Source organism: Novosphingobium sp., from assembly GCF_037133355.1.
Lineage (GTDB): Bacteria > Pseudomonadota > Alphaproteobacteria > Sphingomonadales > Sphingomonadaceae > Novosphingobium.
Window position 1 is genome coordinate 1 of record NZ_JBAXOI010000013.1, and the last position, 24,493, is coordinate 24,493.

At 64.6% G+C, this 24,493-nt stretch carries 26 protein-coding genes; 6 read left to right on the top strand and 20 right to left on the bottom strand.

The features are described from left to right. Positions 1-184 precede the first annotated feature (184 nt). The 4 genes from WCL10_RS13375 (at position 185) to WCL10_RS13390 (ending at position 4,741) form a co-directional block, all read left to right on the top strand. The gene (locus tag WCL10_RS13375; protein WP_336896157.1) at positions 185-964 is read left to right on the top strand and encodes an SDR family oxidoreductase; all 780 of its coding nucleotides are present in this window, start codon (positions 185-187) and stop codon (positions 962-964) included. Between the two features lie 19 nt (positions 965-983). Beyond that, positions 984-1,832: an enoyl-CoA hydratase-related protein gene (locus tag WCL10_RS13380; RefSeq protein WP_336896158.1), complete on the top strand. Its 849-nt coding sequence runs from the start codon at positions 984-986 to the stop codon at positions 1,830-1,832. 775 nt (positions 1,833-2,607) lie between these two features. Then, positions 2,608-3,012, top strand: coding sequence for an MAPEG family protein (locus tag WCL10_RS13385; protein WP_336896159.1), 405 nt, complete (start codon positions 2,608-2,610; stop codon positions 3,010-3,012). Positions 3,013-3,016: 4 nt separating this feature from the next. Continuing rightward, on the top strand, positions 3,017-4,741 hold the full coding sequence (locus WCL10_RS13390) for an amidohydrolase family protein (protein ID WP_336896160.1): 1,725 nt from the start codon (positions 3,017-3,019) through the stop codon (positions 4,739-4,741). Here WCL10_RS13390 and WCL10_RS13395 read toward each other — a convergent pair. The 18 genes from WCL10_RS13395 to WCL10_RS13480 form a co-directional block, all read right to left on the bottom strand. Continuing rightward, positions 4,738-5,526, bottom strand: coding sequence for an SDR family oxidoreductase (locus tag WCL10_RS13395; protein ID WP_336896161.1), 789 nt, complete (start codon positions 5,524-5,526; stop codon positions 4,738-4,740). The two genes, WCL10_RS13390 and WCL10_RS13395, sit on opposite strands and share 4 nt — an antisense overlap. A 2-nt stretch (positions 5,527-5,528) precedes the next feature. After that, on the bottom strand, positions 5,529-6,533 hold the full coding sequence (locus WCL10_RS13400) for an NADP-dependent oxidoreductase (protein ID WP_336896162.1): 1,005 nt from the start codon (positions 6,531-6,533) through the stop codon (positions 5,529-5,531). Between the two features lie 28 nt (positions 6,534-6,561). After that, positions 6,562-7,905 (bottom strand): aromatic ring-hydroxylating dioxygenase subunit alpha, encoded by a 1,344-nt coding sequence (locus tag WCL10_RS13405; RefSeq protein WP_336896163.1) that lies wholly within the window; start codon positions 7,903-7,905, stop codon positions 6,562-6,564. Between the two features lie 15 nt (positions 7,906-7,920). Beyond that, positions 7,921-8,451: a nuclear transport factor 2 family protein gene (locus WCL10_RS13410; RefSeq protein WP_336896164.1), complete on the bottom strand. Its 531-nt coding sequence runs from the start codon at positions 8,449-8,451 to the stop codon at positions 7,921-7,923. 4 nt (positions 8,452-8,455) lie between these two features. Further along, complete coding sequence (locus WCL10_RS13415; protein ID WP_336896165.1) at positions 8,456-8,965, bottom strand: nuclear transport factor 2 family protein; 510 nt, start codon at positions 8,963-8,965, stop codon at positions 8,456-8,458. Beyond that, positions 8,962-9,477 carry a nuclear transport factor 2 family protein gene (locus WCL10_RS13420; RefSeq protein ID WP_336896166.1) on the bottom strand — a complete coding sequence of 172 codons (516 nt, stop codon included), beginning with the start codon at positions 9,475-9,477 and terminating at the stop codon, positions 8,962-8,964. The genes WCL10_RS13415 and WCL10_RS13420 overlap by 4 nt, the downstream gene beginning before the upstream one ends. A gap of 3 nt (positions 9,478-9,480) precedes the next feature. Beyond that, positions 9,481-10,860, bottom strand: coding sequence for an aromatic ring-hydroxylating dioxygenase subunit alpha (locus WCL10_RS13425; RefSeq protein WP_336896167.1), 1,380 nt, complete (start codon positions 10,858-10,860; stop codon positions 9,481-9,483). Between the two features lie 46 nt (positions 10,861-10,906). After that, complete coding sequence (locus tag WCL10_RS13430; protein WP_336896168.1) at positions 10,907-11,176, bottom strand: hypothetical protein; 270 nt, start codon at positions 11,174-11,176, stop codon at positions 10,907-10,909. Positions 11,177-11,419: 243 nt separating this feature from the next. Beyond that, positions 11,420-12,220: a LuxR C-terminal-related transcriptional regulator gene (locus WCL10_RS13435; RefSeq protein WP_336896263.1), complete on the bottom strand. Its 801-nt coding sequence runs from the start codon at positions 12,218-12,220 to the stop codon at positions 11,420-11,422. 172 nt (positions 12,221-12,392) lie between these two features. Beyond that, the gene (locus WCL10_RS13440) at positions 12,393-13,751 is read right to left on the bottom strand and encodes an aromatic ring-hydroxylating dioxygenase subunit alpha (protein WP_336896169.1); all 1,359 of its coding nucleotides are present in this window, start codon (positions 13,749-13,751) and stop codon (positions 12,393-12,395) included. Beyond that, the gene (locus tag WCL10_RS13445) at positions 13,748-14,188 is read right to left on the bottom strand and encodes a nuclear transport factor 2 family protein (RefSeq protein ID WP_336896170.1); all 441 of its coding nucleotides are present in this window, start codon (positions 14,186-14,188) and stop codon (positions 13,748-13,750) included. Before WCL10_RS13445 ends, WCL10_RS13440 begins: the two co-directional genes overlap by 4 nt. A gap of 17 nt (positions 14,189-14,205) precedes the next feature. After that, the gene (locus tag WCL10_RS13450; RefSeq protein ID WP_336896171.1) at positions 14,206-14,760 is read right to left on the bottom strand and encodes a VOC family protein; all 555 of its coding nucleotides are present in this window, start codon (positions 14,758-14,760) and stop codon (positions 14,206-14,208) included. Between the two features lie 21 nt (positions 14,761-14,781). Beyond that, a complete protein-coding gene (locus WCL10_RS13455; RefSeq protein ID WP_336896172.1) occupies positions 14,782-15,300 on the bottom strand; it encodes a nuclear transport factor 2 family protein in 519 nt (172 codons plus the stop codon). Between the two features lie 5 nt (positions 15,301-15,305). Next, the gene (locus WCL10_RS13460) at positions 15,306-16,712 is read right to left on the bottom strand and encodes an aromatic ring-hydroxylating dioxygenase subunit alpha (RefSeq protein ID WP_336896173.1); all 1,407 of its coding nucleotides are present in this window, start codon (positions 16,710-16,712) and stop codon (positions 15,306-15,308) included. Between the two features lie 111 nt (positions 16,713-16,823). Further along, positions 16,824-17,570 carry an SDR family oxidoreductase gene (locus tag WCL10_RS13465; protein ID WP_336896174.1) on the bottom strand — a complete coding sequence of 249 codons (747 nt, stop codon included), beginning with the start codon at positions 17,568-17,570 and terminating at the stop codon, positions 16,824-16,826. A 26-nt stretch (positions 17,571-17,596) separates the two neighbouring features. Next, positions 17,597-18,808, bottom strand: a complete 1,212-nt coding sequence (locus tag WCL10_RS13470) for a cytochrome P450 (protein ID WP_336896175.1) — start codon at positions 18,806-18,808, stop codon at positions 17,597-17,599. Position 18,809: 1 nt separating this feature from the next. After that, a complete protein-coding gene (locus WCL10_RS13475) occupies positions 18,810-19,874 on the bottom strand; it encodes a nuclear transport factor 2 family protein (protein WP_336896176.1) in 1,065 nt (354 codons plus the stop codon). A gap of 62 nt (positions 19,875-19,936) precedes the next feature. Continuing rightward, positions 19,937-22,237, bottom strand: coding sequence for a TonB-dependent receptor (locus WCL10_RS13480; RefSeq protein WP_336896177.1), 2,301 nt, complete (start codon positions 22,235-22,237; stop codon positions 19,937-19,939). 237 nt (positions 22,238-22,474) lie between these two features. On the opposite strand from WCL10_RS13480, the gene WCL10_RS13485 reads away from it, so the two are divergent. Both WCL10_RS13485 and WCL10_RS13490 read left to right on the top strand, forming a co-directional pair. Next, positions 22,475-23,140 (top strand): TetR/AcrR family transcriptional regulator, encoded by a 666-nt coding sequence (locus tag WCL10_RS13485; RefSeq protein WP_336896178.1) that lies wholly within the window; start codon positions 22,475-22,477, stop codon positions 23,138-23,140. Positions 23,141-23,204: 64 nt separating this feature from the next. Beyond that, entirely contained in the window at positions 23,205-23,639 is a 435-nt protein-coding gene (locus tag WCL10_RS13490; RefSeq protein ID WP_336896179.1) for a nuclear transport factor 2 family protein, read from the top strand. Between the two features lie 19 nt (positions 23,640-23,658). Here the strand turns inward: WCL10_RS13490 and WCL10_RS13495 are convergent, their stop codons facing one another. Both WCL10_RS13495 and WCL10_RS13500 read right to left on the bottom strand, forming a co-directional pair. Then, on the bottom strand, positions 23,659-24,021 hold the full coding sequence (locus tag WCL10_RS13495) for an EthD domain-containing protein (RefSeq protein WP_336896180.1): 363 nt from the start codon (positions 24,019-24,021) through the stop codon (positions 23,659-23,661). Between the two features lie 11 nt (positions 24,022-24,032). Next, a complete protein-coding gene (locus tag WCL10_RS13500; protein ID WP_336896181.1) occupies positions 24,033-24,461 on the bottom strand; it encodes a nuclear transport factor 2 family protein in 429 nt (142 codons plus the stop codon). Between the last annotated feature and the right edge of the window lie 32 nt (positions 24,462-24,493).

Below are 24,493 nucleotides of genomic sequence, written 5' to 3' on the forward strand. Positions count from 1 at the left end.
TCGTAGACCCTTCCTCTCAGGAGTTAGGGCCTCCGGCAATCCCGGGGCGGTTCAGTTGCTCGCTGATCCGGCTTCGGCAGCGACTGCGCTTCCACTAGCACTTTGCACAAGTGGACTAGCCCGGGCTTGTGGGGGACCTTGCTGACCAAGGCGCCCCCTGAGTGCCAATTGAGGATGCATCGCAATGCCTTACCAGCCTTTCGACCTTCGTGGAAAAGTCGCGCTTGTGACCGGCGGAAATGGCGGCATCGGCCTCGGCATGGCGGAGGCGCTCGCGCAGGCAGGGGCGTCCGTAATCATCTGGGGCAAGAACCCGTCGAAGAATGCTGCAGCCAAAGAGAAGCTGGAGGCAACTGGAGAACGCATTGCCAGCGAGCTCGTCGATGTTGCGGACGAACACGCCGTGATCGAGGCCATGGAAAAGGCCGTCCGCGAATTCGGCCGTGTTGACACGGTCGTGGCCAATGCCGGTGTTGGCGGCGGTTCTCCTTTCGCCGAGTTTCCGACCGAGCAATGGCGCAAGGTCATGGCCGTCAATCTGGACGGCGTGTTCTTCACATTGCGCGAGGCGTGCAAGCACATGAAGGCGCGCGCCGAAGCGGGCGATCCGGGTGGATCGCTGGTCGCGATCTCGTCGACCTCGGCTATCCACGGCGCTGCCCGCAATCAGGCGTACGGGGCGGCCAAGGGGGCCCTTTGTTCGCTGGTTCGTGCGACAGCCGTCGAGTTTGCCCGCTATGGCGTGCGCGCCAACGCGGTTCTTCCGGGCTGGACGGTCAGCGAAATGACCGAAGCCTCGCATGCAAACGAGAAGTTCAACCGGCAAGTGATCTCCCGCGTGCCCTTCCGGCAGTGGATGGAGCCCAAGGATTTTGGCGGGATCGCGGTCTATCTCGCTTCCGATGCATCGCGGTTCCACACAGGGGACAGCATCGTGCTCGACGCGGGCTACACGATTTTCTGACTGTGCTGGAGTTGCCCAAATGGAAGATGCGTCCTCGTCGTTGGTGCTGAGCGACATGCCGCGAGCCGGTGTTCGCCGGTTGACGCTGAACCGGCCGGAGAAGCGCAACGCGCTTTCGAATGCTCTCAGGACTGAGCTGTTCGCGGCGCTGGAGAATGCGGACAAGGACGCGGACGTTCGGGTAATCGTCCTGCGGGGGGCCGGTTCCTGCTTCTCTGCCGGCTATGACCTTTCGCCAGAGGCCAGCACGCAAGCGCCGCCCTATCATACTGCCGGTGGCGCCGGCTTCTGGCCGCGGCACGTCGTCGAAGGGGTTTTCCGCATCTGGGATCTGGCCAAGCCCGTTATCGCACAGGTACACGGGTGGTGCCTCGCCGGGGCCACGGAACTCGCCACGGCCTGTGACCTGATTTACCTGAGCGACGACGCGCAGATCGGCTACCCGCCGGTTCGCGGGATGAGTCCGCCCGATACCCAGTTCCATCCCTGGCTCTGCGGCCTACGGTCGGCGATGGAGCAGATGCTGACCGGGGATGCGCTGTCTGCCCACGAAGCGGTGCGCGTGGGCTTCGCCAACCGGGCGTTCCCTGCCGCCGAGCTTGAAAGTGAAGTCCTCAAGATCGCGGAGCGGGTCGCGAAGATTCCTCCCGAGGTCCAGCAGATCAACAAGCGATCGGTGCACCGGGCCATGGAAGCGATGGGCTTGCGGTCTGCAATCCGCGCGGGCACGGAAATGCAGGCCCTGGCGATGACCACCGAGGCTTCCAGACAGACCTTTTCGGGCTTCCGCGCCGGAGACGTGCGCGGCGCGCTCGATGCTCGCGATGGGGCTTTCGGCGATTACCGCACATCAGTCCCGGATGAATAACCCCTACCGCGTGCGTCAGTGATCAAGCCCAGAGTTTGACCACGGTTTCGATTTCCAGCCAACCGTCCGGTGCTCGTGTGCCGATCTGGGCGTGTTCCCCAGGCGATCGCTTCGAAATGCACTTCGCTTTGCACGAACTGGCACCCAACCAGCCCTCACCGGCGATCCTTTCCAGGAGGGTTGGGGCTTCCTCTTCGTTCCCTCGTCACACTGACGAAGTCCCAACCCTCCTTAAATCACAACCTCAAATCTGTGCCATTGGTGCTGACGGGGGACGCCCGCGAGGGGCTGATAGACCGGCTTAATGACTCAGAATGTTAACTCTCTGCATTAATTTGACTCTTTGCCGCGCTGATCATCTTGGTGGTTATGCTGCATGGGCGCATTTTTCTGCGCCTGATAACCGTCTATGAGCCGATGTTTGGGCGTGGAATCGGTCTCTCTCGCAAGACTGATCGGCATTAGATGAACCATTTCGGACTATTATTTGCCCTTGGAATCTGGCGACAGCCGATCGCGGATGCTCGGACTTCGCCACTGGCGCTGGCGCATGGATGATGCGTTTCGGAGCGAGCTTGCCGGGTTCTGCAAGGAACGCGTCCAGCATGACGCCGTTGAGGACGAAACTGTGCCGGGCGCCGGCCAAAATGCTGCAGCTGCGAGCCGCTGGCCCGAATAGGGTCGCCATTGGCGCGTGTCGCAAAAGTGCGAGTTGCCGCGCGGTGCTGCCTGGGCCAGCCTTGTTGCTTGACGGGAAAGAGGCGCGCCTGGAACCATGACCGATCCTTACATCTATGTCGTGATCGTCAGCGCGCTGGCGCTGCTGGCCTATTATTTCACGCTGCTCATGGCCGGGCTGGCGCGAGGGCGGTTCAAGATCGCGGTGCCTTCGCACAGCGGGCCGGAAGAGTATGAGCGGTATGTTCGTGCGCACCAGAATACGCTTGAGCATCTCGTGCTCTTCCTGCCGGGTATGTGGTTGTTTGCCTATGTGGTGAGCCCGGTCTGGGCGGCAGGGATCGGGGCGATCTGGCCGTTCATGAGGGTGCTCTATGCGCGTGGTTATCACCGGGCGGCTGAGAAGCGGCTGCTCCCGCTCTATATCTCGATGCCGCCGATCTATATCTTTGTGCTCGGCTCGCTGATTGGCGGGATTGTTCGGCTGGTTAGGGGAGGGTGAGGCGATGCAGGCCGATTATGATCTGGTCATCCGGGGGGGCACGATTGCCGATGGCAGCGGCGGCGATCTGATCGAGGGCGACATTGCCATCGCTGGCGGGCGGATCGCGGCGATTGGCGCGTTCAGCGGGCGCGGCGCTGAGGAAATCGATGCCAAGGGCCGCGTGGTCACGCCCGGCTTCATCGACGTTCACACGCATTATGACGGCCAGTGCATCTGGGCCGAGGAACTCTCGCCGTCCTCCGCGCACGGAGTGACAACGGCTGTGATGGGCAATTGCGGGGTAGGCTTCGCGCCTTGCCGCAAGGCGGATCACGATATGCTGATCAATGTGATGGAGGGGGTCGAGGACATCCCCGGCGTGGTGATGACCGAGGGCCTGTCGTGGGATTGGGAGACGTTCCCCGAATATCTCGACACCGTTGCGGCCGGAAAGCGCGATATCGATGTGGCGGCCTATCTGCCGCATTCACCCTTGCGGGTCTATGCGATGGGAGAGCGCGGGGCTTCGCGCGATGCCGCGACCGAGGAAGATCTGACGCTGATGCGCCGCCTGACGGCCGAGGCGATGCGCGCCGGAGCGATCGGCTTTGCCACCTCGCGGCTATCGATCCACAAGACCGCTGATGGCGATGCGATCCCGACTTTCGAGGCCGACATTGCCGAACTGGAAGCGATCACGCGCGGCATGGCCGATGCAGGCGCCGGGACGTTCCAGGTCGTGCTCGATGCCTTTGTCGGGTGGGACAAGGAATACCGCGTGATCGAGCGGGTGATCGCCGCGAGCGGCCGCCCGGCGACGTTCACCCTCGCTTCGGGCAATGATGCGCCCCCGCGCTGGCGGCGGGTGCTCGAAAAGCTGGAGGCGACCAATGCTGCGGGCGGCGTGGCGCATGCGCAGGTCATGCCGCGCCCGATCGGTCTGATCGCCGGGCTGGAGCTGACGGTACACCCCTTCGTGCTCTGCCCGAGCTGGGCGAAGATCGCCCACCTCTCGATCGACGAGCAGGTGGCGGCGATGCGCGATCCCGCCTTGCGCGAGGCGCTGCTGACCGAGGATTTCGCGCCGGGCCATCCCTTCAACGCCCTAGCGCGCAACTGGCGCTGGCTGTTCCCGCTCGACAATCCGCCGGACTACGCGCCGCCCGCGCAAATGAGCATGGCGGGGCAGGCTGCCGCGCGCGGGTGCACGCCGCAGGAGATCGCCTACGAACGGTTGCTTGAGACGAATGGGCGGGGCCTGTTCCTCGCCGCGCTGGGCAACTACGAGAATGCGACCCTCGACAGTGCGCACGAGATGCTGCGCCATCCCTATTGCGTGCCGGGTCTGGGCGATGGCGGCGCGCATTACGGGGCGATCTGCGATGCGAGCTATTCGACATATCTGCTGACCCAGTTCGTCAAGGGCGAGGGGCCGCTCAAGCTGGGGCTGGCCGAAGCGGTCCATATGTTGAGCCGGAAGGCGGCGCGCGCGGTGGGGCTGGATGATCGCGGGGTTCTCGCAGTCGGCGCGCGGGCCGATCTCAATGTCATCGACCTGGATGGCCTGAGGCTGCATCTGCCTGAAGTTGTGCGTGATTTGCCAGCCGGCGGGCGACGTCTGCACCAACGTGCGACCGGCTATGACGCAACGGTGGTGGCAGGCGAGGTGATCCGCCGGTTCGACCAGTCGACCGGTGCCCGGCCGGGCAAGCTGGTGCGCGGCGCGGGGTATCGGCCGGCGGCCTAGAACGTCGAAGTGCCGATCCCGCCGTCGACGACGATGGACTGGCCGGTCATGTAGCTGGCCTGATCGCTGCAGCACATCGCCACCAGCGCGCCGAGGTCCTCGGCATCGCCGAAGCGCCCGGCGGGGAGGCGCACGGCCTTGATGAACGACGCGACTTCCTCGTCATAGGTGCGCCCGTTCGCGGCGGCGCGGGGCCCCATGACTTCCTCGATGCCGGGGGTGTGATGCATGCCGGGCAGCACCGAATTGATCGTCACGTTGAAGCGCGCGAGTTCCTTGGAAATCGCGTGACAGTAATTGGCGAGCGCGGCGCGCGGCGGGCCGGAGAGGACGCGCATGGCGGCAGGGTACTTGGCGGCGCCGGTGCTGATATTGACGATCCGGCCCCAGCGGCGGGCGACCATCGTCACCGTCACGGCCTTGATATAGTCGATCGGGCTGAGAAGCGCGGTCGCCACCGCGCGTTCGAATGCCTCGCGCGAGACGTCGCGGAAATCGCCGGTGAAGGGCGGCGGGGCGCATGTGGCGACGAAGATATCGGGATCGGGGCAGGCGGCAAGGATCGCGGCGCGGCCCTCGTCGCTGGCATGATCGGCGATAATGGCGTGGACCTTCGCGCCGGTCTCGGCGGCGATGGCGGCGCAGGTCTGCTCCAGGCGCTCAGCCCCGCGCGCGGACACGAACACTTCCGCCCCTTCGCGCGCCAGAGCCAGCGCGGCGCCGCGCCCCATGCCCGCGCTGCCGCCGTTGACCAGCGCCTTGCGGCCCGCAATCTTGAGATCCATCGCTAAACCCTTATCAGCAATTTGCCGCGACTGGCGCCTGACAGCAGGTCGATAAAGCTCTGCGGCATCGCTTCCAGCCCCTCGATGATCGTCTCTTCGTGAACCAGCGCGCCCTCGGCCTCGGCTGCGGCGAGATCGGCGATGATCTGCGGCGCTTGCGGGAAATAGAAGCCTGCGTTGAAGCCGGTGAGGCTGACGTGTTTCTCGACTGCCGCAAAGAGATTGCACGGGCCGGCGCGGTAGTTTTCCCCGTCATAGAGCGCGATTGCGCCGCACAGCGCGATGCGCCCGCGCGGCGCCATGGCGTCGATCATAACCTCGAGCTGCTCACCGCCGACGTTGTCGAAGGCGGCGGCAAGGCCTTCGGGCGCAAGCTCGGCAAGGCAGGTGGCAAGGTCTTCGCGGCGGTAATTGATCGCGTGATCGGCACCCAGCGTGCCGGTGACCCAGCTGCACTTGGCGTCCGATCCGGCAGAGGCAATCACCCGCGCGCCGGCACGTTTGGCAAGCTGCACCGCGACCATGCCGACCGCTCCGGCGGCCGCGTTTACGAACAGCGTTTCGCCCGGCTGCGGCTTCAGCACGCCGTAGATGCCGCCCCAGGCAGTGATGCCGGTCAGGCCATAGAGGCCAAGGTAGCGCTCGATCGGCCCCGCCGCTGTGCTCAGCGGCTGGAGTTCGGCGGCCGGGGCAAGGTAGTGATCGCGCCAGCCGTGCACCCTCGACAGAACGAAGCTTCCCGCCGGCAGTTCGGCGCTGGCGCTGGCGATGACCTCGCCCACAGCCATGCCCGGCAGCGGATCGCCGAGCGGAACCGTGCCATGCAATCCGGGCTGCTCGCTGAGTGCCAGCCGCACGTAGGGATCGAGCGAGAGCCACAGATTTCGCACCAAGACCTCGCCCGCCGCCGGCGCAGCGAGCGCGGCGGTGCCAAGGGCGAAGTCATCGATCCTTGGCGCGCCCTGCGGACGGCGCGCCAGCACGATCTGTCGGGCTTGCACCGTCATCCGTCTTCCTTCTGGTATGCGCGCCAGCTCAGTCGGCCATCCACTTTTCGAGGTTCTCGTGGAAGTAGCGCACCCGGCGCTCCTGCCAGGCGAGGTAGTCACGCTTGTAGCCGCGCGAGTGGAGGCCGCGCTGCTGGAGTTCCCAGACCGAGACGTCCTGATCGATGCCGGGGCCGGCGGAGACATCGCCCCACTTGCCCTGCACGTGGGGGCCGGGCACCGAGACATCGACCCATTCGGACATCGACTGCGAATAGTAGCGCTCAGTCCCGGCGGGGAAGAGCGTCATGTACCACATGTCGAAGTAGCACTTCTCGGGATCGGTCTCGTGCGGGCGCGCGCGCAGCCAGATATTTCCATCGGGCTTGAGGCTGAACGAGAGGTTCGGGAAGATCGTGTAGTGCCAGTGGTCGGTCAGCTGGTCGTCGTGATAAGTCGAGAAGTCGAAGCCCTTTTCGGTGCCCTTCTCGCGCTTCGCTTGCTGCAGCGCCTTGCGGATCTCGCCGGTCTTGCCACCGCGGAACTGCTCGGGATCGAGGTCCCAGAACTCCAGCTCCTCGCGCAGCATTTCCAATGTCTCGGCCTCGCCGCCGCGCAGCTGCTTGGTCGGCCCGGCGCCGGGCATGAACATGCGCGCATGGCCTTCGGGATAGAGATCGAACTGGCAGTGGTTGTAGCCATATTCCATCACGAACTTCGTCTGCGGGTGGACGAAGGGCACGTGATAGCTCTCGTTGAAATTGTCCTGCACCAGCTTCCAGTTGAAGTTGCCCTCGATCGTCACCCAGTGCGTTCGGACCATCGCGTCCATCGGATAAGTATCGATCTGGTCGGCGATCGGACCCATGAACTGGCGCAGCGGCGCTGCGTCGTTGTCCATGTTGATCCACACGAACCCGGCCCAGATCTCGCACTTCACCTCGATGAGGTTGAGCTTGCCGCAGGGCGAGCCCTGCACGAAATCGGCCTCGTCAGGCACGACCTTGAGCTTGCCTGCAAGGTCATAGGTCCAGCCATGGTATGGGCAGACGAGGCGTTTGGAATTGCCCTGCTCGCCCGCCACCACCGGCATCGCGCGGTGCTGGCACACGTTGTAGAACGCGCGCACTTCGCCGTCATCGCCGCGCACGCAGACGATGGTTTCGGGCCCGAAGTCGGCGGTCAGCCAGTCGCCCGTATTCGGGATCTGCGCCTGCGTGCCCGCGATCTGCCAGGTCTTGGTCCAGATCTTGTCCCATTCGCGGTCAGCCCATTCCTTGGAGAAATAGCGTTCCGGCGTGATCGGCGAATTGCCCAGCGGCGGATCGGCCAGCGGGGAAATATCGGCCAGCGACTTGGCGCGGGCGCGGGGGAGGTCTGTCTGGGTGGTCATGGGTGGTCTCCTGTATCAGGCACCGGTGAAGTGTGGGTAGGACGGATCGGCGTGGCCGCGCTCGCCAAAGGGGTAACCGGGCATGGCGGCGCGGTCCCACATATCGGTCGATGGCGCGATGGTACTCCAGTCATAGACCGCATGGCGATGGGAAATGCGCCATTCGCCGTCCCTCCGCTCGAAGCGATCAAGATAGCGCCCGGCCGCGACCATGAAATTGTCACCGGCCCCATCCGGACCCGGGATGTGATGATGAGCGATGAAATAGGCCTCGCCCTTTGCCTTGTCGCCGTCCACCTCGATCAGCACATTGCCGATCACATGCTGGGTGCGGCGCATGCCAGCGAGCACTTCCATCACCCACGGCACGAAATCGGCGGCAGTGCCCTGGTACATGCCGTGGTCGTCGGTCGCATCGGGGTGGAACACCGCGCGCACGAGGTCGGCATCGCAGCGGTCGATCCCGCGCGCGAGGCGGTGGACGAGTTCGGTGCAGGCAATCTTGTCGAGCAGCAAGGCCACGCGCGGATCGAGAGGTGCCGTCATTGCATCAGTCTCCGGTATAGCTTGGATCATCGGGCATGCGCTTGCCGTGGCGGGTCAGCGTGCCATAGAGCGGGCCGTCCCACTGTGCGGTCGAGGGGCCGTTGCGGCTCCAGTCGAGCACGTAGCGGCGGTGGAGCAGGCGCCAGTCGCCCTCGCGCCGTTCAAGCCGGTCGAGATAGCGGCCGCCCACTTCCATTTCCTGCGGTCCGGCAGGCGAATCCACTTCGTGCCATGCCCGGCAATAGGTTTCGGCGGTCGCCGTGCTTCCGTCGATATCGATCAGCATGTTGCCAAGGAAATGCTGCGTCCTGCGCATCGCGGCGAGCGCGGGAACCACGCCGTCGGACCAGGCCAGCGCATCGATTTCGCCCGTTCCGTAGTCGGCCTTGGCTTGAGGCCACCACACGCTGCGCAGCACCTCCAGATCGCACCGGTCAATCCCGCGCGCATAGCGGTTGAGAACATCGATGATCGCCAGCCGGTCGGCCAGCTCTTCGGGGCGAACCATGCTCATCGCTTGCGCATCTCCTCACGGCGGCAGCTGAGATCATGCGGAGCGCGTGCGCCCCACGGGAACATGGCCTCGCCGCCGGGCAGATCGGCGGCGGGCTCGTCGCGCACCCAGTCGACGAGTTCGCTGCGATGGGCGATCTTCCATACGCCGCCACGCCGTTCGTAGCGGTCAACGTAGCGCCCGGCGACGAACATGTCGCGCTCGCCTCCTTCCGCCACGATGCGGTGGTGCGCCTGGAAATAGACCTCGCCGAGGCCCACGTCGGTGCTCTCGAAATCGATCCGCACTTGGCCGATCATGTGGTGGTTGGCCTTGTGCGGTGTCAGAACCCTCTGTGCGAAATCGACAAAGCCCGGCGCATCGCCTTTCCAGCCCGCGCCGTAGTCGGTCGTTGCGTCCTCGTGAAACACCGAAATGTGGAGCGCCGGATCGAGCCGGTCCTGCGCGCGCATGTAATCGCAGCACAGATCGTAGATCGCCTGCCAGGAAACGAGCCGGTCGAGCGGGTCCATGGCTCAGGCTCCCGCCAGATAGTCGTCGAGCGTCTGGTGAAAGCGGCGGATGCGCGCTTCCTGATAGTTGCCCAGCGTCTGCCCGTGCTTCGCCGAGCCCAGGAAGCCCTGATATTGCAGCGCCAGGTTGTCGGTATCCTGATCGTATACCCCGCCAAGCCCCGGGTTCATCCCCGGTGCCTCGGCATAGGATTGCTCGACGGTGAGGCGCACCGGCTCTGGCGGATGCTCGACCGGCGTGCCCGGCGGCACCAGCTTCAGGAACATCAGATCGAACAGCGAGCGCGAAGGATCGTTGCCGATGGGCCGGAAGCGGTAGATCATCGGCAGCGAGACACCAGAAAACAGGCACATGTTGGGGAAGAGGTGATACTCGATGGAATCGAGCATCTCGCTGTCCGAATACATGTCGAGCGGCACGCCCGTCGCTTCCGAGATCTGCTCGCGCATCTTCTCGGCAGCATAGGAGCGGGCAGTGCGGCCTTCGGGGAGAACCCCGGGCGCCACACGCATGCGGTCGAAGAGTTCCTGCTCGGTCTGCGTGCCGGTGAAGTGCGGGCTCGGCACGCCGATAGTGTGGATGAAGCGCGTCACATGGTCGCTGAATATGTCGTACTGCGCATTGGCATCGCTCGCGGTCGGCAGCGCCTGCGCGTGGGTCTCGTAGACGTGGTAGGCCTCGAGGAAGGCCTCCTGCGCCGCCTTCCAGTTGGTCGGCAGTTCCTTCTGGAGGTGAAGCGCGATGCGTCTGTCCGAAAGGTCCCAGCGGCCGGCGAAATGCTCGGCAAGTGGCCCCAGCTGTTCAATAAGCGGGCGCGCATCGGGGTCGAGGTTGATGAAAATGAAGCCGCCCCAGGTTTCCATCCGCACTTGCGGCAGGCTGAATTCCTCATCCTTCACATGCGGGAAATCCCAGCGGCAGGGCAGGTGCTCCAATTCCCCCTCGAGCGACCAGCGCCAGCCGTGGAACGGGCAGCGGATTTCCACCGCGTTGCCGCTGCTGTCCGAGCGCTTGAGTTGCGTGCCGCGGTGCAGGCACACGTTGCGATAGGCCCGAATTTCTTCGCCATCCCCCCGCACGATAAGGATCGACCACGGTCCGATGTCATAAGTGATGTAATCGCCCGCCTCGGGAATGTGCTCCTCGCGAGCGGCCCATTGCCAGGTGCGCGCCCACATCCCGGTGAACTCGCGCGCCACGAAATCGCTTGAGGTGTAGCGGTCGTAGGCGATGTCGGCATCGCCCGCGAAGCTATAGGCCTCGGCAATGAGGGCAGGGGGCACGTCCTGCCCGTCGGCAAGGATGATGTCGCGCGTGCTCGGACCCGGGCAACGCGCCGCGCCGGGTTCGGGAGGGATGGGCAAGCTGGTTTCGAGGTTCATAGCCCTAAGGTCCTTGTCGCTCGATGCTGCCCATCCCCGATTTCGTTCAGTACTTGATCGGCACTTGCAGCCGCACCGTACGCGGCATCGCGCGGTAGGCGATGATGTCGCCCAGCAAGGCGTTGTTGGTGCTGCCGCCGAAGAAGTAGAACTTGTAGGTCAGGTTCTTGCCGATCACAGTGAGCTGACGGCGATCGTTCTCGGCGCCGCCGGGCGGAGCCGATGATGTCCTCGACCCCGGCAGGAGCCTCGTTCCCGGCTGCGGCCGTGGCTTGTGCTGCCGCTTCGGCTGCCCGAGCCGGCGTTGCCGCGACAAGTTTGCTGAAGCCGAGCATGGCTCGAGTGGCGCCACGCGCCGTGGTCGACAAAAGCGAAAGTTGCGCAAAATCCGCTTGTTGCATGGGGCCTCTGCTGCCTCGTTGGTCGCGGCCAATACTTTTTTGTCGGTTCCACGGAGTAAAATTAGGGTATCAATTTCGGGATTTGGCACAAACGATAAAGGCGCGTTTGCGCACTTTTGATAGGAACTGCACAGGGGTCGCGACCAGCCACGTCGGCTTCAACTAGCGAGCGAAATGTAGCCAAGCTGCGCCGCCTTGAAGACGGTCTGGCTGCGGTTGACCGCGTTGAGTTTTACCGATGCGTTGTAGACGTGGAAACGCACCGTCGCGCGGCTACGGTTCAAGATCATGCCGATTTCCACGTCGGTCTTGCCGATCGCTGCCCACCGCAGGCATTCGACCTCGCGCTTCGAGAGGCGGGCGGCCGCCGTCAGAGCCTGCAGCGAGCCCATGACATGCTCGTAGCTGGCAACGAAGGTGCGGGCATAGACGCCGAAGGCATCGCCTTGCAGCGCGAAGAGATCGTCGAGTTCGGTCAACGCCGGATCGAGCGGATTGAAGCTGACCGCCCCGATCTGGCCAAACGGCAGATGCACGGGCACGACGATCGCCGCGCGGGTCATGGCGCGGGCTTCGAAGTTCGCGAGGTCGATCGCGGCGAGATAGTGGTTCGGCAAGCTGGTGCGGAAGCCTTGTGCGTTGACCCAGAAGGGCTCGCTTTCAAAGCGGCAGGCGGCGGTGATCGGGGAATCAAGCGCGATCCGGCTGTTGCCGCACCAGGCCTTGCGGTCCGACCAGCCGAAGACCTCGCGCGCGAGGTTGTTGCCCTCGGCATCGACGGGGGTGTGCTTGTCGGCGATGTTGTGCGCGGGAGCGGCGCGCATCCCGTGGTCCATGGCAATGGCATGGAGCGCCTCCGCCGCGCGGCGCACGTCCTGCGGGCAGCGGATTCGCACGCGATCGATGGCCGCGGGGCACAGCCCCGCGGCCGGGCTGCCGCGTCGCCGCGCGGCGCTCAGGAAGCGGGCCTCAGCATTGATCGTGACCGCGCCTTCTGCCCCGGCGACGCGCGGGGGCACAGGGGAGACGGTGCGGACGGGCAAGCGCGTCACGGCCCCTTTGCGTGTCAACATCATGATCCTCCTCGATCAGGCCCGATTTGCCCGGTGTTTCCGACCCGGCTGGGGCCCCTCAGCGGCGCCCTTCGAGATAGTCGTTGATCACCTCGTGAAAGCGGCCAACGCGGGCTTCCTGCTCGGCAAGGTAGGCCTTGTCGAAGCCCAGCGAACGCAGGCCCTGCTGCTGGGTGACAGCCACATCGAGGTCCTGCGTCAGGAAGTCGCCTTGCTTGATCTCGGCCTGGTAGGCCGCAAAATCGCCGGCCTGGTGCTCGGCCTCGGCCCAGGGGCGCATGCCGTAGAGCGTGGGCACGTCCTGACCTTTCACCTCAGGTGCGAGGTACCAGTAGTCGAATGTCGACCAGTTGGGATCTTCCGGATCGGGCTCCGTGCGGAACACGTGGAGGCCCTCCGGCGTGCCGGTCAGCGTCAGGTTGGGAAAGCAGGTGTGGTGGAACTGATCGGTCAATTCGGCGTCGCTGAGCGTATCGAAATGGAGATGCCCACGCGCCGGCCCCAGCTTGCGCCGCGCCTGCTGGAGCGCCACGCGGGCCTCCTGCGCGCGGCCATCGAATGCGGCGGGATCAAGGCCCCATTCCTTGAGCACATCGGCCCAAAGCGGCTTCATCTGCTGCGCGTCGGGATAGCGGCTCGAGGGCTGCAGCTTCTCGATCATCCGGTTGTGCCCGGTGGGGTACATCTCGAACACGGTGGTCGAGTAGTGATCGTCGATCATCCCCTCGAATTGCGGGTGCACCGCGGGGATATGGTAGGCCTCGTTGAAATTGTCCGAGGCGAACTTCCAGTTGGTGTTGACCCGAAGCGTGCGCCACACGACGCGCTTCCACGCAGCGAGATCGCGGCCTGCCAGCAGCGTCGGGATCGGATGCATGTATTCGAGCAGCGGCACCGCATTCGGGTCGAAGCTGTAGAACACGAAGCCGCCCCAGGTCTCGCAGGGCACTTCCTTGAGCCGCAGCTTGCCGCAGGGCGAACCCTGGGGGAAATCCTCCTCGTCCTGCACCCAGTCGAGCGCGCCGTCGATCGCCCACTTCCAGCCGTGATAGGGGCAGGTGAAGTGGCCGCTGACGCCGCCTTCCGCGGCCGCGACAAGGCGGTTGCCGCGGTGGCGGCAGACATTGTGGAAGGCGCGGATGCCGCCGTCCTGCTGGCGCACCATCACTACCGACTGGTGCATGAAATTGTGCGTGATGAAGTCGCCCGGCTCCTCGAGCTGCGCGGCGCGGCCACCAAGGTGCCAGACGCGCGTCCACATCTTTTCCCACTCGCGCGCGGCGAAGTCCTTAGACCAGTAGCGATCGCCGGTGATCGCATCGCCGCGGCAGCGAGGGAATTCGGCGTCCGGGCTGGTGGGATAGTTCGCAGCAGGGTCGGGGATGGCGATGTAGCCTGTGGTGGGGGAGGCGGTCACTGCGCGTTCTCCAGCGTGCCGCTCAGCGGCATGAGGAAGTCCATGGTGTAGCGCGTGGCCTTCCAGCCGGCGGAGGTGCGCACGACATCGAAGTAGTAGCGGCCATGGACCGTTACCCCGCGGCCGTCCTTCCCCTGGCCCATGCCGGTCACGTAGGCGCGGATCGAGGCGGTATCGCCCGCATAGGCAGTGATCGCGAAGTTGGTGAGGTAGTGCGCGTGATGCGCCATGTTGGCGAATACATTGGTGAAGAAGTCGCGGATGCCCTCGTGGCCGTTTACCGGCGCGAGGCCGATGCCGGAGAGGTCGAACACCGCATCTTCCACGAAGACGCCGAGCACGCCCTCGATATTGCCGATATTGTCGACGGCATGGGCATAGGCGATCAGCAGATCCTGGATCGCGAGACGGTCCTCGACCGCGCAGGGGATGGACATGGCGGGGCCTTTCTTTCTCAGGCGGGGAACAGGGGGCGGATCGGGTCGGTCACGCCGTCCCAGTCTCGCGCGCCCTCGGCGATGCGGGTGAAGGCGGCGGTCTGGGTCTCGTCCTGCTCGACGATCTCCATCATGCAGCCCAGCGCAGGGGCGGTATCGATGTAGCAGAAGCGCATCACGCCGAACTGGCCCTCGACCGCAACGGCAAAGCCCTGATCGCGATAGCGCTGGCACACCGCGTCGTAGTCGTCGGTGTAGATGCAGAAGTGGTGGAAACCCTCGCTGCCCTTGGGCACGGTATCACGGTAGGCGCTCGGGTTGTCGCAGTGCTGCTGGATGAGTTCCACTTGCACCCCGCCCGACTGGGCGAGGGCGACCGAGAAGTCGAGCCCGTCGACCAGCGCGCCGCGATAGCGCGCCTCGGCCAGCTGGATGTGCGGCACGAGGAAGAACGGGCCGATGCCGGTTGCAGCAATCCAGGCGCGGGCTGCCGCCTCGACATCCTCGACGATGAAGGCTGCCTGCATCAGGTGTGGACCTGTCTGGCCGGGGATAACGGAAATGGGCAGCATCGTCTCGATCCTTCTGCGGTCTCAGACCGGCCAATTGCGGGTTTCGCTGAAGTCGGCGCCGCGCCGTGCGCCCAGTGCCAGCGGATTGTCTTTGAGGAAGCTGTCGGCCGCCGGTTCGGAGCGCGCCCAGTCGACCAGTTCGCGGCGGCGGATGATGCGCCAGTCGCCATCCCGGCAGGCGTATTCGTCGACATAGCGCCCGGCGACGATGAGATCGGTCGGCACCCCGTCCTCGTGGAGGCGGTGCCAGGCGTAGAAATAGACTTCGCCCGACGCGCGCTCGCCCTCGACCGAGAGCTGGACCTGCCCGATGATATGCTGGCTGCCCTCGATGTCGCCGAGGAAGCCTTGCGCGAAGGCAACGAATTCGTCGGCGGTGCCGTTCATCAGTCCGCAATCGACCCAGGCGTCATCGTGGAACGCGCTGCGGTGAAGCACCGGATCGAGCCGGTCCTGCCCGCGCATGTAGCGGCACAGGCAATCGTGGATGTCGCGCCGGGCGGCCAGATCGCGCACCTCTGCTTCAAGATCAAACGCCATAGTGCTCACTCCGCAGCCAGGTATTTGTCGATGATCATCTGGAAGTGGCGGATGCGCGCTTCCTGATAGTTGCCGAGGTTCTGGACGCCGGTCGCGCTGGCGCGGAAGCCCTGCTGCTGGGCGCGCAAGTTGTCGGTATCCTGGTCATAGACATGGCCCATCGCCGCATCGAAACCGGGCGCCGAGGCGTAGCTCTCGCGTTCGGCGACATGATAGGGCTCGGGCGGTTCCGGCACGCGACCATCCGCCGGATTCGGGCGCAGGAACAGGATCTCGAACAGCGTCCGCTCCGGATCGTGGCCGATCGGGCGGAAGCGGTAGACCATCGGCAGCGAGAGCCCGGGGAACAGCACCATGTTCGGGAAGACATGGTATTCGATCGTGTCGATCATCTCGCTGTCGGAGACTGCGGAAAGATCACAGCGGTACCGCGCACTGAGCACCTCCCGCAAGTGGCGGGCCATGACGGTGCGGGCAGTCTCGCCGGGAGGGACGGTGAGCGCCTCTCCGCGTGAGCCGCTATCGCCGAGGATCATCGTGGCGAGCAATTCCTCCTCGCTCAGCGGCCGGGCGAGGTGGGGGGAATTGACCCCGCTGGCGGCGTAGAAGCGGGTCACGTGGTCCGAATGGCAATCGTACTGAACGTTGGCATCGCCCACGCCCTTCAGCAGCTGCGGATGCGTTTCGAGCACGTGGTAGGATTCGAGAAAGGCCTCCTGCGCGGTTTTCCAGTTGCAGGGCAGTTCCTTGGCTACATGAACAGAGATGTGGCGGTTTGCGATGTCCCAGCCCTGGAAATGCTCGGGCAGGGGGCTGAGGAATTCCTCTAGGCTGGGCCCTTCCTGCGAGGGATTGATGAAGACAAAGCCGCCCCAGTGGCCGACGCGCACTTGCGGCAGGTTGGTCTTGGCGGGATCGACATGGGCGAAATCCCACGCACAGGGCACGGATCTGAGCGCGCCGTCGTTGCTCCAGGTCCAGCCGTGATAGGGGCAGCGCAGATCGCTACCCGAACCGATCCCTTCGCCGCGCTTGAACTTGGTCGAACGGTGGAGGCACGAATTGACGAAGCCTTTGACGCTGCCGTCCTCCTGCCGCACCACGACATAGGAGAGGTGAGCGACTTCGTAGGTGTAGAAGTCGCCCGGCTCGGGGATGTGATCCTCCCGGCAGACCCATTGCCAGGTGCGCTTCCAGATCTTCTCGATTTCCGCCGCGAAGATCGCCGGATCGAAATAGCGGTCCACCGCGACTGGTTCGGTGCCGAGCGCGGCGGGCTGCTCGAAGAGGAGCACCGCAGGCGGCGGAAGCAGGTCGCGGGCGACGATCTCCTGCATGCTGGGTGCATCGGGGCAGCGCGGAGCCGCAGCGTCGGCGCCGGGCAGCCCGTGCTCACGGATCATTTCGAGCATTGTCTTGCGCTCCCGGTCCATATTTCAGAAAATCGGCGTTACTGCCGGTTTTATGGCGGTAACCCCTGCCACCTTCAAGCTAGCGGAATCGACAGGGGCGCCCGGACCGGGTCAGCTGGCGGTCTCGCCATTGTCGATGGTGATCGTTGTGCCGGTAACATGGCGCCCATCGTCGCTGGCCAGATAGAGAACCATATTGGCAATATCTATCGGCTGCCCCATCCCGTGGTTGCTGGACTGATCAAGCCCGGCATGGTCGGCGGGAAGCTCTGCCAGCGCCTGGGCGGTCATCGGGGTGACGATCCCGCCCGGGGCGATGGCATTGACGCGGATGCGGTTCTTCTGTTCCTGGCAATGCACCGCGATCGAGCGAGTCATGCCGATCACGCCGGCCTTGGCCGCAGTATAGGCCGGGATCGCGCTGATGCCCTTGAGCCCCGCGACCGAGGCCATGTTGATGATCGAGCCCGATCCGTCGCGGCTCATGTGCGGAATTGCAGCACGGCAGCCGAGGAACGTTCCGCCGAGCATGACATCGACCTGCAGGCGATAGTCCTCGTAGGACATGGTCTCGATATCAGCGAAACGCACGAGGCCGGCGTTGTTGACCAGCGTGTCGAGCCGCCCGAAGCGGGCAAGCGTTTCGGCCACGACCTCGGCCCAGCGGGCCTCGTCCCGCACGTCCTGCGGCAGGAACACCGCGCCCGGAATCTCGGCGGCGACCGCCTCGCCCAGAGCGACGTTCATGTCTGTTATAACCACGCTGGCACCTTCGCGTGCCAGCACCCGTGCGTCTTCCGCGCCGAGGCCCGAGGCCCCGCCGGTGATCAGGGCGACGCGCCCTTCCATCTTGCCCATTGCATTTATTCCTTACAGTGAGGGGATCAGACTACCCATCGCAGGGTGACGCGGCGCAGTGAGCCGACAATGCCGGCAACCGGCGAAACATCGGCGTCGTCCGCCAGCGCAAAATCGGGAATGCGCCTCAGCCATTCCTCCAGCATGATCGCCACTTCCTTGCGGGCCAACTCCTGCCCCGGGCACATGTGCGGCCCGCTGCCAAAGGCGGAGTGCGGCGCGCGGCGGCGGCTGAAATCGATGGTCAGCGGATCGGGATTGAGCGTGGCATCGAGGCCATGGACTTGCGTGGGGATGCAGATCATGTCCCCGGCCTTGAGCTGCGCGCCGTGGAATTCGATGTCAGCGCGCACTTCACGCGCGATCGTGACGAGCCCGAAGCGGCGGAACAGCTCGTTCACCGCAGGAATCAGGTTGCCCTCCATCGCAATCAGTTGCGACCGCAATGCGGGAGAACCGGCGAGCTCGACCATGACGAAACCGACGAAGTTGACCACAGTGTCCACCCCGGCGATGAGCACCTGTGTGCACAGTCGGAGCGCTTCGTCGCGGCTCAGCGTGCGGCCCTCCATGTCGGCCGCAAGCATTCGGCTGAGCATGTCATCGCCCGGATCCGCGCGGCGTTCGTCCACGATCGGGCCGAGCCAGTCGAAGAAAGTCTGTTTGGCTTCCTCGAACGTCATCGGCATGGCGGGCCGGGTCATGCAACTGGCCCAGTGGCGGATCATCGGTGCCGCATCGGAAGGCAGGCCGACCATCGCCATGAACACACGGATCGGGAACAATTCGGCAAAGTCGGCACTGAAATCGCAATAGCCGGCGGCGCGGAAGCCTTCGATCAGTTCGACGGCGGTTGCGCGGATGCTGTTATCCAGTCCGCGCACGGTGGCGGGATTGAGATTGGCATTGAGCAACACGCGAAACGGCCGGTGTTCGGGGGGATCGATCGTGGTGGGGATCAGTCCGTGTCCTTCGCCCACCGATTTGGGCAGTATGATCACGCGTGAGGAAAAACGCTCGGGATCAGACTGCACCTCTCTCAGCGCCTCGCCGGAAAGTGCTATCCAGTGGCCTTCATTGCGCGGGCTCCACACCACTGCCGGATGGTCGGCCTGCAATCTCGCCCAAGCCTGGTGGAAGCCAAGTTCGGCCGCCAGGGGCGGCAGATAGACATCGACATCCACCACCCGGTCGTGCGGCACATTCGCAGGGATATGGCCGTTCGGCGAAGTGTGCATCCTATTCCCCCAGACTGGCCCAGTGCGCGTAGACCGGATCGGCCTTGCCGAAGCGGCCCCACGTGTTCAGCGCCTCATAGAATCCGCTGCGCTCGAGCGTCGTGGCGTGTGAGGTGCTCCAGTCGAACACGAAAGTGCGGCTCTTGATCAGCCACTTGCCGCCGCGCCGCACATAGCGGTCGATGTAGCGGCCGCCGGTGGTCACATCCTGGCCGTCCATCACCATGTGCGCGATGGCGTAATGCTCGCCGATGGCTTCCTCGCCGTGCACTTCGATCCATTCGTTGGCGACCGAGTGGAAGCACAAGTCGAGCTGGCTCTCGACAAAATCGCAGATCTTCTCGGCAAATTCCGCTCCGCTTCCGTTGACCGCGCCGGTAACCACGGTCGAATCCTCGCTGAAGATCGCGGCGAGAAGTTCCTTGTCCGCGCGGTCCACGCCCCGGGCATAGGCCATGCACAAGTCGTGGATTTCGGCGCGGGCGAGGGCATCGCCGAGTGCGGCATCGGAAGGCTGGGTCATGGCGGCGGGTGCCTTTGCGTTGGCGGCGATTTCGGCGGCGTGGAGTGCGAGCAGCGCGCGGCCCGGATCGGCGGCCTGCTTGCCGCCCTGCGGAACGTAGTGGGCAAGATCGAGGCTGCCGTCGCCGCGCGCAGCGGTGTTGGGGCGGTTGGTATTGCCCTCGATCACATACTGGCGGTGCGTGATGCGCCATACCCCGTCGGCCAGGGCGAGCCGGTCGAGGTAGCGGCCGAGCACCATGCGCTGGGTCTCGGCATCCTCGACATGCGCGATCACATAGGATTCCGCGATGGCCTGATCGCCCGCCACCTTGATCCAGGAATTGCAGGTGCGGTGCGTGGTGGGCGGCGAGGCCTTCTGCGCCTCGCCAAGAATGGCGACGAGCGTTTCCGCTGGTCCGGCAAAGAAGCCGTAGTCGACGGTGGCGCCGGGATGATAGGCGCTGCCGAGCAGCGCGGCATCGCCCCGGTCAACGCCGCGGCTGTGAAGAGCCAGAGCATTCAGGATGCCGTGGCGGCTGGCCAGTTCGTGCGGTGTGACCATGGGAATCCCCGAAAAAAGGTGCCCCGGCCATTCAGACCGGCCGGGGCGAGGGAGGATGGCCTTTAGAACTTGTAGCCGGCGGTCACCCCGAACTGGCGCGGCGGCGCGTAGCCGACCAGACCCATGTAGCCAGGGGAGTCGTAAACCGTTGAGATGTAGCGCTTGTCGAGGAGGTTCTTGCCCCACAAGCCGATCGAGTAGCGGTCATCCGGCCCGTAGAAGGTGAGCAGGCCGTCGAGGTAGTAGGTCGGCTGCACGGTCGAGCGCGGCGTGTCTGTGATCGCGGTGTAGTACTTCTTTGCGGTGTAGAGCCAGCTGACGTCGGCAACGAGACGCGAGCCGCCCCCAAGCTTGTAGGTGTAGTTGGCACCAAGCGTGGAAGCCCAGCGCGGGGCATTCTGCAGATCGAGGCCCTGAAGCTGACTGAACTTCGCGCCCACCGGATCGAAGTAGAGGAAGTCCTTGTACTTGGCATCGAGCCGGGCGAGCGAACCGCGCAGCGTGAGGCCTTCGACCGGGATCGCCTGCACTTCGAGCTCGAAGCCCCGGATGCGCGAGGCCGCCGCGTTGAGGATGCGGTTGCCCTGCACCTTGGTGTCCGGATCGTAGTAGATCTGGGCAACCTGCATGTCGCGGTAGTTGGTGGTGAAGGCGGCAAGATTGACGCGCAGGTGACGGTCGAGGAAGTCCGCCTTGAGGCCGACTTCGAAGGTATCGACCTTCTCCGGATTGTAGGGCGTGTCACCGTCTGCCGCCACGCCGATGCGGCCGGTGAAGCCGCCCGACTTGAAGCCGCGCGCCCAGCTGGCATAGACGAGCTGGTTGCGGCCGAGCTCGTAATCGAGGCCGAGCTTCCAGCCGACGTTGTCCCAGCTCTTCTTGCCGCCGACATCGAGGCTGCCGGGGAACGTGACATCGAACTTGTCCCAGTTGGGCGAGGTCAGCTTCTCGCTGCCAAGCCCCGTGGCGAGCGTGGAGCGCGCATCGATGCTGTCATGCGTGAAGCGCACGCCGGCGGAGAACTTCAGCCGGTCGGTCAGCCTGGTATAGCTCTGCACGAAGGCCGAGAACGATTCCGTGCTCTGGTCCTGGACGTTGTACTGGATGAGGCCGGGCAACGCGAAATCCAGATGGTACATCTGGTAGTGGTTGTAGCTGGTCTTGAGATAGAACAGGCCCGCCACGGCGTTGAAGCGATCGCCCACGTTGAAGGCGCTGCGCAGTTCCTGGCTGAACTGCCAACCATGGGTGCGGCGGCGGGTGGCGTTGTTGGTCTTGGCCGTGCCGTCCTGGTCGGTATACTCGAACAGGGTGAAGTTCTTGTAGCCGGTGATCGCGGTGATGTCGCCCAGCGGGGTGTTGTTGTACTGGATCGTGCCGACGAGGAACCGAGTGGTCATGTCGGACTGGTCGGGCACTTCGTTGTTGCCCGAAAAGTAATGATCCGGTGCAGTGCAGGGCTTGCCCGGTACCGAGCAGGGGCTGACGTATTGCGGAATGACCGAACCGTTCCAGAACGTGCCGGCCGGCACATAGTTCGCTTCGCCCGGCAGGCCGCCGTTGACCACAATCGGCGCGCCGTTGCGCGCGGCGACATATTCGCCCTGGAGCGTGATCTTGAGGTCGGCGTCGGGTGTGAACATCAGTTGGCCGCGCACGGCGTTGACGTTCTTGCGGCCCATGTCCTCGCCGTTCCAGACGTTCGTGACCCAGCCCTTGCGTTCGGTGTGAATGCCCGAAACCTTGAGGCTGAGCTTGTCCTTGACCAGCGGCGCCTCGATCGAGCCGTTGACGTCGAAGCGGTGCCAGTTGCCGTAGGTGGCGCGGATGTTGCCGCCGAATTCGCCGGTGGGCTGGTTGGTGATGACGTTGACCACGCCGCCGGTGGTGTTCGCGCCGAACAGCGTGCCCTGCGGCCCGCGCAGGATCTCGACCCGGCTGGTGTCATAGGTATCGAGCAGCGCGCCCATGGAGAAGAACTGCGGCACGCCGTCGACCACGATCGACACGGTGTTGCCGGCGTAGGGATCGGGCTCGATCACGCCGATGCCGCGGATCGTGAAGACCGCGTTGTTGGGCGTGTTGGCGAAGTTGTCGATCTGGACGTTGGGAACGGTGCCTTGCAGCGCCTGCAGCGTGGTGACGTTGTAGGCCGCCAGCGTTTCGCCGCCGACCGCCGCGATCGAGATCGGCACCGACTGGATGTTCTCGGCCTTCTTCTGCGCGGTGACGACGATCTCCTGGATGCCCCCCTCATTACCGGCTTCGGCCTGGGGCGCCTTTTCCTGCGCCAGTGCGGGGGACGTGCCCAGCGCCAGCAGGGACAAGCCCGCCAGCCAGCGCGCGGATGTTCTTGTTGTCATGTGTCCTACTCCCCTCTCGCCGTGCTTGCCGGCTTTGCTTCATGCAGACCGCCGGTCCGGTTCGCCTCCCTTGGGGCGATTCGTTTTATAACCGGCGTTACTGCCGATTTTATGCCCGGTTTGGGCTTGCATCTGAACCTGAGACTTTGGAGAGGGTGGTCTCAGCCCATCTCGGGGCCATTATAGGGGCGCGACGCGCAGTTTGAGGACAAAGGTGGACCAGTGACCGGATCGACGATGAAGACGCGCATGTTGCACGCGATGCTGCCCGCCGGGCTTGGCGAGGAACCGGCCCGCTGGCAGCAACAGAAAAGCGCGCGTACCCGCCTGCGGCTGGTCGAGGCGGCGACCGATTGCCTTGTCGAGGGCGGCTATTCCCGGCTTACCACCCAGGCCGTGGCCGAGCGCACCGGCATTTCGCGCGGGACCATGCATCATCATTTCCCGACACGCATGGAACTGGTCTCGGCCGTGGTCGAGCATGTGTTCTACGAGCGCATGCGTTTGTTTCTTGAGGATTATCTCTCCGAGATGGCCGGAGGTTCCGAGGCGGACCTGCTCAAGATCGCAACCGACGCGCACTGGCGCAGCGTGCGGACGCGCGAGTTTTCCGCCTATCTGGAGCTTGCCGTCGCTGCCCGGACCGATTCCGAGCTCGACCACTTCTTCGGCCCTGTCGCGCGCCGGTTCGATGAAGTCTGGATCGGCGAGATGATCGAATCCTTCCCGCAATGGCGTCACCAGTGGGACCAGATGAAACTCGCCAGCGACTTCGTCAGCGCGATCCACGTGGGCCTGCTGCTGGAGCAGCCGGTCTATGGCGAGGAGCGGATCACGCGGCTTCACGCCGTGACCGGCCAGGTGCTGCGCCTGATCTATGCCGGCACGGTCGGGGGGCAATAAACGGGCAGACCAGCCGAAAATACCCGCGTCCGTCGCTTGCCAACCTCTGAGAAGGAGCTCTCCCATGCCTTTCATCGGCCCCATCGAGGATCGGCTCGCCATCCGCGAGCTGATGGACACCCACGCTCACGGCGTGATGACGAAGGACCCCGAGCTCTGGGGCTCGATCTGGGCCGAGGATGCCTATTGGGAGCTTCCTGAATATCCCGACCTTGGCGGCTTCGATGGCAAAGCGGCGATCGTGGCGGCCTGGGCCGAATCGATGAAGCACTATGGCCTCGCCAACTGCACCAAGCCGATGCTCTATTTCATGCAGCCCGGCTCGATCGAAGTGGAGGGCGATTCCGCCCGGGCGGTGGCCTATACCATCGAACTCTACGACGATCCCGAGACCGGCGCGCGTGTGCACACCACCGGGCGCTATGACGATGAACTGCGGCGCATCGACGGGGCGTGGAAGTTCACGCGGCGCGCCTACCGCATCGTCTTCGCGCACTGAGGCGAGGGGAAGGGGCGGATCAGCCCTGTTTCGGCGACATGTCGGACTGGCGGCTTTCCACCCGGTAGGAGCGCAGGCGGGAGCGGTCGAACAGCCGCTCCTCGTCTTCGTGGATCTCGCGCTGCGTATCGGGATCGGCCATAGCGGCAAAGCAGTCCGCCATGGCGGCCTCGTCTGGAAACTCGATTTCCATGGCGACATCGAAGTCGTGGTCGACATCGGTGCCGTCGACCGGATGAAGATGCTTGCGCTCGTAACGGATCGCCCAGGGGCCCAGCACTTTCTCGCCGATCAGGCGGTGGCTGGTTTCGTAGTAGGCGATGAAATCGGCCTTGCTCATGCCCGCGCGGCGCTTGAGCAGGGTCAGTATGGTCACGGTCATGCGCTGATCCTTTAGAGGCCCTTCGGCGCTTTCTGGCGATGGATGTTGCGGAAGCTGCGTGACTGGAACAGCCAGGTGCCGTCCACTTTGACGCAAATGTCCTCGTAGCGGCCCCGGTCGCGGACGGTCATGCCATCCTGATCATAGACCTCGGCGGTGTAGCTGAGCACCTTCGCGCTATCGCCGGACACTTCGATCGAGCCGGGCCAGGCTTCGAACATGATCCCGGGAAAGTGCTCCATTGCCGAGACCCACATCGCCCTGATCGCCGCACGACCGTGCGTGGTGCCGAACTCGGGATAATCCGGCAGCGACCATTCGGCGTCCTCGGCCCAGGTCGCGGCCCAGGCGTCGGCGTCGAGGCGGGTCACCGCGTCCGCGTAGGTTTCGAGAAGCTCGCGAATGGCTAGCCGGTCTTCATGGGGACCGCTGTAGGGCATGGTGCATCTCTCCGGTTCTGGTTTCGGCAGAG

Bases quoted from the DNA above. Each gene is read 5' to 3' on its own strand.
- WCL10_RS13485 (WP_336896178.1), top strand. From the start codon at position 22,475: ATGAAGACGCGCATGTTGCACGCGATGCTGCCCGCCGGGCTTGGCGAG.
- WCL10_RS13410 (WP_336896164.1), bottom strand. From the start codon at position 8,451: ATGACGGCACCTCTCGATCCGCGCGTGGCCTTGCTGCTCGACAAGATT.
- WCL10_RS13500 (WP_336896181.1), bottom strand. From the start codon at position 24,461: ATGCCCTACAGCGGTCCCCATGAAGACCGGCTAGCCATTCGCGAGCTT.
- WCL10_RS13470 (WP_336896175.1), bottom strand. From the start codon at position 18,808: ATGCACACTTCGCCGAACGGCCATATCCCTGCGAATGTGCCGCACGAC.
- WCL10_RS13450 (WP_336896171.1), bottom strand. From the start codon at position 14,760: ATGCTGCCCATTTCCGTTATCCCCGGCCAGACAGGTCCACACCTGATG.
- WCL10_RS13475 (WP_336896176.1), bottom strand. From the start codon at position 19,874: ATGGTCACACCGCACGAACTGGCCAGCCGCCACGGCATCCTGAATGCT.
- WCL10_RS13455 (WP_336896172.1), bottom strand. From the start codon at position 15,300: ATGGCGTTTGATCTTGAAGCAGAGGTGCGCGATCTGGCCGCCCGGCGC.
- WCL10_RS13490 (WP_336896179.1), top strand. From the start codon at position 23,205: ATGCCTTTCATCGGCCCCATCGAGGATCGGCTCGCCATCCGCGAGCTG.
- WCL10_RS13375 (WP_336896157.1), top strand. From the start codon at position 185: ATGCCTTACCAGCCTTTCGACCTTCGTGGAAAAGTCGCGCTTGTGACC.
- WCL10_RS13380 (WP_336896158.1), top strand. From the start codon at position 984: ATGGAAGATGCGTCCTCGTCGTTGGTGCTGAGCGACATGCCGCGAGCC.
- WCL10_RS13405 (WP_336896163.1), bottom strand. From the start codon at position 7,905: ATGACCACCCAGACAGACCTCCCCCGCGCCCGCGCCAAGTCGCTGGCC.
- WCL10_RS13420 (WP_336896166.1), bottom strand. From the start codon at position 9,477: ATGGACCCGCTCGACCGGCTCGTTTCCTGGCAGGCGATCTACGATCTG.
- WCL10_RS13400 (WP_336896162.1), bottom strand. From the start codon at position 6,533: ATGACGGTGCAAGCCCGACAGATCGTGCTGGCGCGCCGTCCGCAGGGC.
- WCL10_RS13395 (WP_336896161.1), bottom strand. From the start codon at position 5,526: ATGGATCTCAAGATTGCGGGCCGCAAGGCGCTGGTCAACGGCGGCAGC.
- WCL10_RS13425 (WP_336896167.1), bottom strand. From the start codon at position 10,860: ATGAACCTCGAAACCAGCTTGCCCATCCCTCCCGAACCCGGCGCGGCG.
- WCL10_RS13480 (WP_336896177.1), bottom strand. From the start codon at position 22,237: ATGACAACAAGAACATCCGCGCGCTGGCTGGCGGGCTTGTCCCTGCTG.
- WCL10_RS13415 (WP_336896165.1), bottom strand. From the start codon at position 8,965: ATGAGCATGGTTCGCCCCGAAGAGCTGGCCGACCGGCTGGCGATCATC.
- WCL10_RS13390 (WP_336896160.1), top strand. From the start codon at position 3,017: ATGCAGGCCGATTATGATCTGGTCATCCGGGGGGGCACGATTGCCGAT.
- WCL10_RS13495 (WP_336896180.1), bottom strand. From the start codon at position 24,021: ATGACCGTGACCATACTGACCCTGCTCAAGCGCCGCGCGGGCATGAGC.
- WCL10_RS13460 (WP_336896173.1), bottom strand. From the start codon at position 16,712: ATGCTCGAAATGATCCGTGAGCACGGGCTGCCCGGCGCCGACGCTGCG.
- WCL10_RS13445 (WP_336896170.1), bottom strand. From the start codon at position 14,188: ATGTCCATCCCCTGCGCGGTCGAGGACCGTCTCGCGATCCAGGATCTG.
- WCL10_RS13385 (WP_336896159.1), top strand. From the start codon at position 2,608: ATGACCGATCCTTACATCTATGTCGTGATCGTCAGCGCGCTGGCGCTG.
- WCL10_RS13465 (WP_336896174.1), bottom strand. From the start codon at position 17,570: ATGGGCAAGATGGAAGGGCGCGTCGCCCTGATCACCGGCGGGGCCTCG.